Raw genomic sequence first — 12376 nt, forward strand, 5'->3', positions numbered from 1 at the left:
CTGTCGAGGCTGCTGCGCTGATCGCTGAGCACCCAGTCGATCTCCTCGCGACGCGCCTCGGCGACTTCGTCGATGGCCTTGCGCACCTGCCCTTCCCAGGCCTGGCGGGTGAACACGCCAGGCACGCTGTTGGGGGTATCGAACAGCATCGACGCGTCGGTTTCGCCGATCATCTCCATCAGGCTCATGTCGGCGTAGTCGTTACTCGCCCGTTCGAGTACCTGCTGGTAGAGATTGGCCACGCCATTGCGTTGCCCCAGTTGCCCCAGCAGCACCTGCCGGGCCCGGGCCACGACGGTGGCCTCGCTATCGATGCGCCACTCGGGATGCGTGGCGAGATGCTGCGCGTAGAAAGCCCGGAGACTGGGCGCCAGCGCCTGCCAGAGCCCTGGAGATACGCCGGGTGGAGCCGAGTGGCCGGTGCTCAGTACCTTGGCCAGGAAAGCAGCATCGGCCCTCTCCGGGCGCGCCATCATCAGATAGGCCTTGAGCTGCGCATGGGCCGCCTCGGCACGGCTCGCCCGCTCAGGGGCGCCCGGCGGCAACGCGGCCAGCTCGACCAGTTGCGCCTCCAGTTCCCCCGCCGCCACATCGCGCAGCAGGCGATTGTTGGCCTGCGCGTAGCGCGGCCACAGCGCCGCCAACAGCGCATCGTTCTGGCTCAGACCCAGACGCTGATACCAAGGCACGCCATGCTCGCGCTGGTAGTCCAGCCGCGACAACTCGCGGGTCAGTTCGTTGAGCGCGCTCAGCTGCGCATCCGCGTCGCCGGGCTGGGCGAGGGTCGACAGCGCGGTTTCCACCGTGGCGATCTGGCTGCGGTTGCTGGCATAGGAGAGCAGCACCCCCAGGGCACACAGAGCGGCAGTTGCAAGTGCAGCGGTCCGAAGTCCGCGCAGCCAGGTCCACCCCAAAGTGCGCCCCCCTGCCTGATCATCCTCGCGGATGGCGCTCCAGGCTGGTGCCGGCCACCAGTTGTGCTTGCCGACAGACTCGGACGGTTTCAGCGGCAAGCTGAAAAACAGTCCCCGTAGCGGCACACCACGGGACATGTTGCCTAGCAATGGCGCCAGCGCATGTCGCCATTGGCTGACGCCGGTGACGTCCAGATCACGGGACAGGCGCAGGAAGAAATCACGGGACGCCTGGCCCTCCAGATGTGCAATTCCCCGCTCGCGCAGCGGCGGCAGCAGCCGCAGCAATGCACGCTCGACGTGCTCGGGCGACGCCCCACCAGGCAACAGACAGCCCACCGCCGGATTGCCCTGGCCGTCCTGCTCCCATTGGCTACGGGAGACCTGCCACAGATACAGCGGCGCCTGCCAGCGAAGGCTACGCGCCAGAGCCTGAAGGCGGCGCGAGCCCTCCGCGAACGTCTCTTCATGCTCACGCTGCGCTTCGGTCAATACCCAGACCACGCCATCCAGCGGACGCCGCCAGGACAGTTTGCGCAGGCTATCCGGCCAGTGGCTCTCCCACTTACCCTTCAGGTTGCCGCCCCAGAGTAATACGGTGCCTCGGCCCTCCTGCCAGTTCTGCCCGGCAAGCTCTGGCGCCACCGCCTTGATTTCATCTTCCTCGCCCACCACCAGCAATACGCGGACGTGGCGGCGCCAGAAAACTCCGTAATTGTCGCGCAGGTAATCGCGCACTTCGCCTGGCAGTGGCGAGCCCTTCGTCTGCGTCCCAGCCGCTTCTGTTCCAGGCGCCGGCATGTGTTGCCGAACCCGCTCACGAATGCCGGTCTGCGTCAGTAGCCAAACCGCTGTCGAGGCGGCAAACAGAAGAACCCAGGTGACACCTGCCCGCAGGGCGAACGGTTGCAGTGACTCGCGGTTGGCTGCGTGGTGTGGATCGGCGAACCACCAGGCGCCGGCGGCCAGGAGCACCAGCACGGCCAGTGCCGCACCAAGCAGGAACAGGCTGGGCCAGACCACCAGCCGTTTGACCTCAGGCCGACTCATGCTTGGGGCTCACTACACCAAGGGTCAACGTACGGCCCGGGGAATTCGCCAGCCAGCCGCAGGCCTTGCCCTGTCGTTGCGCATACAGGGCAGCCAGGGTCTGAACCACCAGAGCCTCCAGGTCACCGAGGCCGCCCCAATAGGTGTCCTGCAGTTGCCCAGCCAGGCGCCAACCCAACTCGGACAGTTCAGGGACCTCGGCTTGTGTAAACGACACGCACTCTTCAGGTGAGTCAGTCAGTTGACGCTGTCGACATGCCTGCTCGGCGACTTGGTCGAAGGAGTCGCTCGCCGCCGCATACCATTCGCCACACCCCACTTCCACGCCTTGACCAGGCCTTCCCAGCAGCCAGAGCACCGCCGCCTCCCCTGCCGGGCGCTGATCATCTACTTCGGCCGACAAGGAGCGGCAGCCCGCGCACAGAATGCGCGCCGCGTCGGGTGCGAGCTGAAGACGTTCGATGATCGCCTCCAGCGTTATCTGACCCTGCCACTCCTGCGGCTGCATGGGCAGACGCAGTTCGGGACAATGCTCGGCCATGTCCGTCACCAGTACATCCCATGCAGACGCCGAGCCCAACCAGTAGCAAGCCAGTGGCGCATCGGCCAGAGTGTCCGGCAGCTGCTCGCGCCATTGCATGGCCAATAGCCGCGCCAGCTGTCTTTCCCGCTCCGCCGGGTCCGTGCCGAACACCGAGAGCAGGCGCAGCGCGTTGCCTTCCCCCTCCTTGACCGGTACCGGCGGGCGCTGCTGACGGGCGAGCACCTGCTGCCAGTGAGCGGCCGTGCTGCCCGCCGCGCCCAGCAGCAGGCAGTGCATCAGGCTCGCGTGCTGACGGTATCGCTCCCACCAGGCACGTTCCACCTTGGCCACTTCCTGGCCATACAGATAGGCGTTGTGCCGGTTCAGGCGATAGACCAGCGTGCGCAGCATCAGGGCCAACAACCACGCCAGCAGCACCGCGGCGGCGAGCAGCGCGGCAAGCAGTGGCTCCATGAACGGCCGTAGCAGCACGCCTGCTGCCCCCAGCAGGGCCAGTAGCGTGGTGCCGGCCGCCAGCCAGCGGGCGTAGGCTGGCGGGCTGGCCTCGCGATAGGCCGCGAAGTGGGGCGGTGCATTCATTGCTCGACCCGGGTGTCGGGCAGCGAGCTGACCAGGCTGCAGCCACAGGCGCAGCGGTGCCCGTCCAGCGCCTGCGGCCGACCGTCGATCTCGCTCAGGCTGCTGCCCTCGGCGATGTGGGTCATGCCATGTTTGTTGCAGCGGGCGGCGTCGCCCACGCAGGCCATCGGCAATCCCTCGCACTCGTAATGCCCTTCCAGCACCACGCCGCCGAAGGGGCTCAGGGTATCGCCCTTGCGCACTATGGCTTTCATCTTCAGTTCTCCTGACTGGAATTGCCTTGCGGTTGGTTTCACCGCGAGCACGATTTCGGCTCCGGCAGCTTCAGCGGTTCCTTGATCGGGTAGTCGGGATTGCCGTAGGTGAGGCAGGAGGTCGTGACCTTGATCTGGTCGCAGGGCAGGAAGTGCACGGTGATGCCGCAGGTTTCCTGGCCGCTGTAGTCGGGAACGGGTACGACTTGGCTGTGTTGGCGTTTTTGGGCATTCACTTTGGCTCGCCAGGCACGGTATTTCTCCCAGTCAGCGAAACCAGGAAACTCGTGAGCCAGTTCACTTGAACCACTGGCTCCGGTTTCCCACTCAATTCTTATCGTCATTCCAGAAACCCATCTTGCAGGCACGGAGTAACAGCATGCCCCCCCCCCTCCCTGGTACGGGCCGATGGCGTCAATCGCGCTCTGACCATCCACACTAAAGCGGTTGATCGCCCAGTGGGTGTGGTTGACGGCATCGATGGTGCCGCTGCCAGCCTGGACCGATAGCGGAGCAGTAGCGCAACCCGTGGCGGTCAGGGTGGCGATGAACAGCAAGGCATGACGAAGCGCGGGCATGGCACTGGCTCCCGACGGATGAAGGGTGTGTTCAGACCTAGGCATCGATCTGCTCCTGGGCCTGGGCGAGGAAGCTTTCCCAGCGTGCATCGATGCTCTGTTGCGCCTGGTGCAGACGCAGAGCGTTGATGGCGGTGCGTTGCTGGGCCACCAGCTCGCCAACATGGGTGGTGGGTGCCTGCAGCTCGGCGGCGTTGGCCAGCATGGGCAGCGGCAGGCCGTTGCGCAGGTCGAGGATGTCGAACCGCGACAGGGCGCCAGCCATGGCCAGCTTGCCGGCCCAGCCCTGCTGCTTCCTGACCAGCGCCACACTGCCAACGATCAGCGCCGCGCCGACGATGCCGCCGGCCACGCTGAGCAGGGAGAGTTCCTTGTTGCACTCCTTGCCGAAAAACACCATGCGCTCGCGGAAGTAGCTGTTCCACGGTTCTCGGGTGCCCTTCAAGGCGTAGTGCAGGAACCAGGCGCGCGAATCGTGTACCTGGTCATCGAACAGGGCGCGGACCAGGCCGCTGGGCTGCTCGGCGTTGAGGCTCTCGTCGACCTCGCCGCGCTCGGTTTCGCTGAGGAAGTTCTGCTTGCCGCGGGGCGGCGGGAACAGCAGGCGCACGCGCTCCTGACCCAGCGTTTTCATGCGCTGGTACTCCACGCGCTCGTCGTCGCCGTTGATCAGGTACACCGCCTGCATCGGAACGCTGTGCAGCACCCACTCCGTCCAACTGCTGGGCTCGCGGCGCACATTGAGGTAGTCGTCGCCGAACTCCCGGGCGGCTTCGCGCAGCTGGGTCTGGTCCATTTCCGGATCGAAGTCGTGGACGCCCGGCTCCGGCGGTTTGGGCTCCTCGTTGGGTCTGGTGCGCGCTTCGGCTTTGGCCTCTTTGCGCCGTTCCTCGACCTTGGCCTGCGCGTCCTTGCTCTTCTGCTTCGACGCATCGCGATTGGCCTTGGAACCGTCGCGGTCCGGGGCCTCCTTGTAGAAGGTGCACTGCTTCAGGGTGTCGAAGGCATAGCGGTCGATGCGCCAGGCGGTGATCCAGCCCATCTGATCGCGCAGCACTTCCTCCAGAGGGGCGCTGCCTTCGACGGGCGTGTAATGGTGCACCTGGTCAGCGGGTAGCGGTTGTGGAGTATTGGAGAGGCCGAGGGTAAGTTCGCGCCAAGCGTTGAAGCGCGCGACAAGTTCAGGTGAAACGTCGAACTCCTCAGCAACCCCCAACTCCATCTTTCGCCATCGGTCGCCACGCAAGTTTGGAGGCAAGACATCCTCTAATACTTTCAAAGGAGCGCCATACCTAAAAGCATCGGAATACATGTCGTTCAGTGCAATCTGCGAGAGCAAAAGGCTGTCATCGTCACTGATCGCCTTTCCCTGCACTCCAGGCGTATAGCCACCGCCCTGATCCGAATGCATACCGGGATGCACCACTTCCACACTATTACGTGGGTACTGGCCATCGCTGCGGCGAATCGAGTCCAGCGGGAAGCACAGCCGCTGCTCGTGCGCCGCGACGATGTGCAGGCAACGCTTGATCAATTCCGGATGGGTATCTTCGCTGCTCAGTTCCTGGGTACCGCTGGCCCAGCTCATATGCCCATCGAACTGCGGTACGGCATGGGCCACGCCTACCGACGCCACGGTATCGAGCAGGCCGAGATACTCGATGCTCACCGGCAACTTGAAGTCGCCCACGGCGAGGTAAGGTTCGAGGGTCTGTCCCGGCTCGGGCTGCACCAGCAACTCGGTCAACCACTTGACGAAGGCCCGCGCCGCCGCCGCGCCACGGGAAAAGCCGTAGACATACAGCTTCAGGCCCATGAGCTTGGGATGCCCCGGCGAGGGCTGTTCCAGGGCCAGGCGCAACGGCCCGCCGAGCAACCTCAACTGGCGCTCGAACTCGCGGCGGCGGTTGGCCATGCCGCCCACATCCACCAGCGTGCCCATGGCCTTGACCGCTTCGCCCACACGGGCGAGCTTGCCTTGCTGGAGGGAGCGCTTCAGGGCATCGATGATCATCATCAGCCCCCAGTTGATGCGTTCCTCGCCATAGCGCGCCATCGCCAGCCCCAAGGGGGTGTAATCGAGGTCACCCACCTCGGGGAACGGCGTGCCGACACCCGGCATGTAGTACTTGTAGTACTCGCCGGTGCCCACACCATCCGCATCCAGCAAGCTGTCGGCGCCCTTGCTGAGGGTGGTGCCACCGGCGTAACCGGCTCCGATGCTGGCGCGGAACAGCCGGGCGATATTGGTGGGGTGCGGGGTGTCTGAGCGGAACAGGTCATCGTTCAGGTTGTTGCCGGTGCCGTCGAAGAACAGGCTGATGCGCAAGGTCTTGCAACAGGGCGGCACAACACGACGCCCGGCGGCCAGGCACAGGCTGTTGTGGTAGGCGGTTTCCAGATCACGCTGGCACTCGAGATTGAGGGCCGTCAGATGCTGCTGGTCGGGCAGGCGGCCCTGCACGGGGAACAGTGGCGGCAGGGAAACCTTCGCCAGAGACTTCACTTCGGACATGAGGCGGGCTCCGGCATTTCCAGCGGCAATTTGATCGGGTAGTCGGGGTTGTTATAGGTGAGGCAGGAGGTGGTGACCTTGAGCTGGTCGCAGGGCAGGAAGTGCACGGTGATGCCGCAAGCTTCCTGATCTCTGTAATCGGGGACCGGGACAACTTGGCTTAGTTGGCGGTTATTGGCCTTCATCTTTCTCAGCCAAGCCTTGTACTTTTCCCTGTCAGCAAACCCTGGAAATCCCTTCGTACTGGCTTCTCCGCGTTCCCAATCCACCCGCACCGTCATCCCCGGCTTCCATTGCGCCGGTACGGAGAAGCAACAGGCGCCACCACCGCCTTGATAGGGCCCGATGATGTCCACGGCGTTCTGGCCATTCACGCTGAAGCGGTTGATGGCCCAGTGGGTGTGGTTGACGGCGTCTATGCTGCCGCTGCCGGCCTGGGCGGGTGACGGCGCGGTCGCGCAGCCGGTGGCGGTCAGCAGCGCCAGGGCAAGGGTGAAACCTGGCAGGGTTGGGGTTTGCATGATGTCCGTATCCTCTTGAAGGTTCAGGCCAGGGCCAGGTGCTGGCGCACCAGGGCCTCGCGTTGCGGGTCGGCAATCAGCCCAGCGGCGCTGGCTTCGCGCATGGCGGCGTAGGCCCGTTGAAAGCACTCCTCGGCGGAGCGCCCGGCCGTGTCTTCGACCGGCAGCTTGGCGAGGGCGCGGGTGGCGTCGCTGGCACACATCAGGGTGTCGACTTGCAGGTCACCGAGGTCGATGGGCTCGAACTGGGCAGCACGCTCTTCCGGCTCACCCAGGCCGAGCAGGCGTCGGGGCAGGCCATCGTGGTCCAGCCAGCTCCAGAACACCGCCGGGCGCAGCAGTTGGCGCTGCTGGCCAGGCTCCAGCACGTCGCGGATCAACAGCTGGAACAGGCGCGGATCGTAGTAGCGCAACAGGCCGAGCTGGCCACCGTTGCGCGCTTCCAGGCAGCGGCCGAGGTAGTCGGCCAAGGAATCGAAGGCCCATGCGGAACCAAGGACCAGCACCTGCGGCTTGCCCTCCGCTTCGTTGAGCAGGCCTTGCAGCCAGAGCCGCTGGATGGGCTGGCGCAGGTCGATACGCACCAGCAGCGGTGCCAATTCCTCTGCGCTTTCCTCGGGCAGGCCGCTGAACAACGAACGCCATGACAGCGGCGGATGCACGGCCTTGACGACCGGGACCAGCGGCCGGTCGCCGGCGGCCTGGTCGATGATCAGATCAAGGTATTGGGTGGGGACGTCGGCGCAGGCGGCGTCGAGCAACTCGATCCATTGAGTGGTGGATACGCGGGTCATGTCAGGCCTCCCTCGGCGCGAAGCCGGCGGCCATGGCCTGGGCTTTCTTCAGGCAGTCCTTGCAGACCGAAGTGGGCAACTCCGGCAGCGGAAAGTCCTGGCTGGTGGGGCTGGTCAGGCGGTGCTGGCCCTTGAGACTGAGCGCGGTGGGACCATGCACTTCGATCTTGCCGTCCGGGGTGAGGCGGATGTAGGCGCCGCCGCTGGCAAGCGTGATGCCTTGTTTGGCGGTGATCTGGAGGTGGCCTTGCACGGACTGCACGGTGACGTCTTTCTGGGCGATCAGGCTCAGGGTGTCGGCGTGGGATTCGAGGTTCAGCGGGCCCTTGCCGGAGACCAGGCGCATGCCTTCCGCCTGCGCCAGGAAGCTCATGGCCTGGCGGCTGTTGGCGTGCAGGCGATCCTCGCTGGCCAGGTTGACCTCGCCGGCCGATTGCAGGTACAGCGCCTGGGCGCTGTCGAGCAGGATGCTTTGCGGGCTGACGGCGCCGATACCGTTGGGTGCGCTGAGTAACAAGGCGGGGGCCTTGAGCTGGGCGGCGTCGGCCTGGAGTCTACGCAGACTTTTGCGATCCGGCGCGGGGTTGTGGTGGGACTGGGCGGTTTCGGCCCATGCCTCCATCTGGTTCACGGCGCCCTTGAGCAGGCTTTCCGCCGGCTGCATGGCGAGCGCCTGCCCACCGGCACGAACCTGTTCGTCGGCGCTGATGAAAAGGCCCTTGCCGGCTCGAATGGCACCCCAGTCATCGGTGCGCATCTCAAAACCTTCCCCGCGCTTCTGCTTCTGCGCATCCACCAGATGCCCCAGGTTCAGCTGGCTCTTGCCGCCGTACTCGGTGCTGACCTTGATGTGCTCCTGGCCGCGGGTGTCGTCCAGGCGGATCTTGTTGTTCGCCGGGGTGCGCAGGACGTTGCGCTTGTAGTTCCGGATGGTGACGAGGTCGGGGTGCAGGTTGTCGTGCAGGGCGTGGGCGATGTAGGGGCGGTCCGGGTCGCCCTGCTCGAAGGCGATCGCTACCTCGGTGCCGGCCAGCAAGGGCAGGTGCAGGCCGTGGGTGTCGCCAGCGTAGGGCCGCGCCAGGCGCAGCCACAGGCTTTCGCGGCCGGCGTCCCAGGCGTCGCGGTCGAAGCGGAAGTTGACGCGGTAGCGGCCTTCGTTGTCGATATGCCCGTAGGGGTCGTTCTGTTGCGGGCTGGTGACGCACGCGGGCACGGTGCCGGCGATGCGCGGTTTGGGCGGTACGGGTGGGCGAAACGCGATCGTATCGCTGTCGGGAATGGCTTCGAAGTGGACCTCGAAGCTGCGGTCGCGGGCGGCCTTGCTGTGCAGTTTGACGATAAGCGCGCCTTCGGCAAAGGCGTCCGGTGCGCCACCCTCGATTCTGAGCACCTGCCCCGGGGCCAGGGCTGCGCTGCTGCTGACGCCGAACAGGCGGGTCTGGTCGTTGAGGTAACGCTCATGGGCCAGTTGCGCATAGAAGTAGCCGCTTTCGGCGTGGCCTTCTTCGTTGCCTCGCGCATGTGCGTTACCGAGCGTTTCGTAATGCTCGTCGGCGTAGTGATAAGCCTCGCCGTAGGTGGTGGTCGCGCCCCGGGTGAGGTCGGCCTGGCCATCGAGGTTGGCGCCGGCGTCACGCGAATAGTAGGCGCGGGAGCTCACGCACTGTTGCACGACCTGGTGGCTGGCTTGCAGATCCCAGACGGCGTCCTGGCCGACGCTCGCCATGCCGCTCAGTGGACGCAACGGCAGTGAGATATCGCGGTGGTAGTGCAGCGGCGAGTCATGGAACTCGACGACATCGATCCGCAGCCTGGCATCCATGCTGAAGCTGTACCAGATGCCGCGCTCGGCACAGATGCGTTGCAGGTACAGGAGGTCGGTTTCGCCGTACTGCAGCATCTGCTCGTGCTGCGCGTAGGTCTTGCCGAGATCGACGAGGAAATCCTGCCCTAGAAGGCCATGGCGCCGGAGGATGGCCTCGACGATCTCGGGCACCGATTGGTTCTGGTAGATGCGGTATTGGCAGCCTTTGTCGAGCAGAGCGAGGCGCGGTTCCAGGGTGACTTCGTACCTCGCCTCGTCCCGCGAAGCCGACAGCCGTTTGAACGCTGTGATCACCCCATGCAATGTGCGCAGCGGCGCGATTTCCGGCGGGGTAAATCCGCGAACCCTCACAGTACTGGGCGCGGCGCGCAGGCTGAAGCTGGCCGCCTTGCGGAGCACGCCGTCGGCGGGAATGTCCTGGGCGCTGCTGGTGAATTCGATGGTGTAGCGGAACGTCTGGCTCAGGGCTTCCGTTCCCTCGAAGGCCAGTACGTCCAGAGGCGCATCGAGGCCGTCCACGCTGAGGGTGTGCCGGCTATGGTCGAAGAACGGGCGAATCGCATCGAGCATGTCTGAAGCCTCCGTGCTTGCGCTGGGCGAGAGCATTCGCAGGACGAATGCATCGAGGCACGGCGTTGCTTCAGATGGCGACGTTCCCGTTGTAGCGACGATCTCGGGTGAAGGCCTGCCGTGCGCAAGCGTTCGATGCTTGCAGCAGCGGCTCAGCCTGTCTGCTCGCCAGAATCCCCAAATTCCGTATGACGTTTCCCGATGAAGTCCGCGTGCAACCGATACCGGTAGCGCCCGCCTGAAAAATAATTTTCGCGGTGCTGTAACCGAATCGCCGGCCACGCCGAACTGGTTCATGAGCCGCCGGAAAGCCTCCGCCGGCCAGCCAACCTTTCGGAGACCGCACCATGAAAAGCATCGCCCTCGCCACCGCCGCTCTGGCCCTCGCCTCCCTCGCCGGCGCCGCCCTGGCCGACGACATGAACACCCAGGCCGGCGCAGGCGCAGCCATGGAGAAATGCTACGGCGTCGCCCTGGCCGGCAAGAACGACTGCAAGGCCGGCGCCGGCACCACTTGCGCCGGCAGCGCGAAGAAGGACTACGACGCCATGCACTGGAAGAACGTCCCGGCCGGCACCTGCACCTCGATCAAGACGCCCCACGGCATGGGCTCGCTGACCCCGATGAAGTCCTGAGAGCAGGCCGTCGACCATGAGCGCAATAGCTAACCTGGGCGCCGGCCTGGGCCTGAAGGCCGAGCACTACGCCGAAGCCCTGGCGTGCGACGCCGAGGGCCTGTGGTTCGAAGTGCACCCGGAGAACTACCTGGTCGGCGGCCCCCGCCTCGCCTGGCTCGAGCGCATCGCCGAGCGCCATCCGCTGTCGCTGCACGGGGTCTCGCTGTCGCTGGCGGCGGACGCCCCGCCCGACGCCGGGCACCTGCAACGGCTGCGCACGCTGGTCGAGCGCGTGCGGCCGGCGCTGGTCTCCGAGCACCTGGCATGGTCCACCTGGCGCGGCCACTACCACCCCGACCTGCTGCCCTTCCCGCGCAGCGACGCGGCCCTGGCGCGGATCGCCGAGAACATCCAGCGCACCCAGGATTTCCTCGGCCGCCGCATCGCCGTGGAGAACCCCAGCCACTACCTGCGCCTGGACGGCCACGCCTGGGAGGAAATCGATTTCCTCGCCGAACTGGTGCGGCGCACCGGCTGCGGCCTGCTGCTGGACATCAATAACGTGCACGTCAGCGCACACAACCTGGGCTTCGCGGCCGACGCCTACCTGGCGCGCTTCCCCGCCGAGGCCATCCTCGAAATCCACCTCGCCGGGCACAGCCGCGACGAGGCCGGCGAGCTGTTGATCGACTCCCACGACGCGCCGATCGCCGACGACGTCTGGGCGCTCTACCTGCGCCTGCTGCAACGCGTGGGCCAGCGACCGACGCTGATCGAGCGCGACGGCAACGTCCCCGCCTTCGCCGAACTGCTCGGCGAACGCGAGCTGGCGCAGACCCTGCTCAACCTGGAACGGAGGGTGGCATGAACGACTCCCTCGCGGACTTCCAGGACGCCTTCGTCGACGCCCTCTACCGCCGCCCCACCGACGAACCCCGGGGGCTGGCCGCCCTGCCCGGCTTCGCGGTCTATCGCAACACCGTATTCAAGGGCTGCGTCGACGCGCTGCGCGACAACTTCCCCAGTGTCGAACGCCTGGTCGGCGCCGACTGGTTCGACGCCGCCGCCGCGCGCTACGCCCGGCAGACGCCGCCGGACGACGCGCGGCTGATCCTCTACGGCGCGACCTTCGCCGACTTCCTCGCCGACTTCGAACCGGCCCGCGCGCTGCCCTACCTGGCCGACGTGGCGCGGCTCGACTACTTGTGGCTGGAGGCCTTCGGCGCCGACCGGGAAGACGCCCTGGCGCTGGCCGACCTGGCCGGCCTGGACGCCGCCGAGCTGGCCACCCGCACCCTGCGCCCGCGCGTCGGCGTGCGCTGGCGCTGGTTCCCCGGGCAGCCGATCTACAGCCTCTGGCGCTACAACCGCGAAGGCGTGGCGCTGCCCGAGACCCTGCCCTGGCACGGCGAGGGCGCGCTGCTGGTCGGCGGGCCGCGAGGCGTCACCTGGCAGCCGCTGGACGCGGGCGCCTGCGCCTTCCTCGACGCCTGCGCCGCCGGCGCCGACCTCGACCGCGCCTCCGCCCTGGCCCTCGAAACCCAGGCCGACCTCGACTTCACCGCACTGCTCGGTCGCCTGCTGGCGGCCGCGGTCTTCGCTCCGCTCACCCCAC

General features: G+C 66.3%; 11 protein-coding genes. 3 read left to right on the forward strand and 8 right to left on the reverse strand.

Annotated features, from left to right (window positions below; translation table 11 throughout):
• The 8 genes from P3W75_RS16690 to P3W75_RS16725 form a co-directional block, all read right to left on the reverse strand.
• The coding region (locus P3W75_RS16690) for an ImcF-related family protein (RefSeq protein WP_276228421.1) at positions 1 to 1964 on the reverse strand (1964 nt) is incomplete at its 3' end.
• On the reverse strand, positions 1951 to 3087 hold the full coding sequence (locus P3W75_RS16695) for a hypothetical protein (protein WP_276228422.1): 1137 nt from the start codon (positions 3085 to 3087) through the stop codon (positions 1951 to 1953). The genes P3W75_RS16695 and P3W75_RS16690, both read right to left, overlap by 14 nt.
• Positions 3084 to 3341 carry a PAAR domain-containing protein gene (locus tag P3W75_RS16700; RefSeq protein ID WP_276228423.1) on the reverse strand — a complete coding sequence of 86 codons (258 nt, stop codon included), beginning with the start codon at positions 3339 to 3341 and terminating at the stop codon, positions 3084 to 3086. The genes P3W75_RS16695 and P3W75_RS16700 overlap by 4 nt, the downstream gene beginning before the upstream one ends.
• 38 nt (positions 3342 to 3379) lie before the next feature.
• Entirely contained in the window at positions 3380 to 3919 is a 540-nt protein-coding gene (locus P3W75_RS16705) for a DUF3304 domain-containing protein (protein WP_276228424.1), read from the reverse strand.
• A 37-nt stretch (positions 3920 to 3956) separates the two neighbouring features.
• Positions 3957 to 6383 carry a T6SS phospholipase effector Tle1-like catalytic domain-containing protein gene (locus P3W75_RS16710; RefSeq protein WP_276228425.1) on the reverse strand — a complete coding sequence of 809 codons (2427 nt, stop codon included), beginning with the start codon at positions 6381 to 6383 and terminating at the stop codon, positions 3957 to 3959.
• Positions 6384 to 6421: 38 nt separating this feature from the next.
• A complete protein-coding gene (locus P3W75_RS16715) occupies positions 6422 to 6955 on the reverse strand; it encodes a DUF3304 domain-containing protein (protein ID WP_276228426.1) in 534 nt (177 codons plus the stop codon).
• Positions 6956 to 6978: 23 nt separating this feature from the next.
• Positions 6979 to 7749, reverse strand: coding sequence for a DUF4123 domain-containing protein (locus P3W75_RS16720; RefSeq protein WP_276228427.1), 771 nt, complete (start codon positions 7747 to 7749; stop codon positions 6979 to 6981).
• A 1-nt stretch (position 7750) separates the two neighbouring features.
• Positions 7751 to 10144: a type VI secretion system Vgr family protein gene (locus P3W75_RS16725; protein ID WP_276228428.1), complete on the reverse strand. Its 2394-nt coding sequence runs from the start codon at positions 10142 to 10144 to the stop codon at positions 7751 to 7753.
• A 347-nt stretch (positions 10145 to 10491) separates the two neighbouring features.
• Here P3W75_RS16725 and P3W75_RS16730 point away from each other — a divergent pair, with 347 nt between their 5' ends.
• From P3W75_RS16730 to P3W75_RS16740, 3 genes are all read left to right on the forward strand, one after another.
• Complete coding sequence (locus P3W75_RS16730) at positions 10492 to 10779, forward strand: BufA1 family periplasmic bufferin-type metallophore (RefSeq protein ID WP_276228429.1); 288 nt, start codon at positions 10492 to 10494, stop codon at positions 10777 to 10779.
• Between the two features lie 16 nt (positions 10780 to 10795).
• On the forward strand, positions 10796 to 11629 hold the full coding sequence (bufB, locus tag P3W75_RS16735) for an MNIO family bufferin maturase (RefSeq protein WP_276228430.1): 834 nt from the start codon (positions 10796 to 10798) through the stop codon (positions 11627 to 11629).
• A partial coding sequence (locus P3W75_RS16740; protein WP_276228431.1) for an HvfC/BufC N-terminal domain-containing protein occupies positions 11626 to 12376 on the forward strand: 751 nt, incomplete at its 3' end. The genes bufB and P3W75_RS16740, both read left to right, overlap by 4 nt.

This window comes from Pseudomonas citronellolis, assembly GCF_029335315.1.
Lineage (GTDB): Bacteria > Pseudomonadota > Gammaproteobacteria > Pseudomonadales > Pseudomonadaceae > Pseudomonas > Pseudomonas citronellolis_A.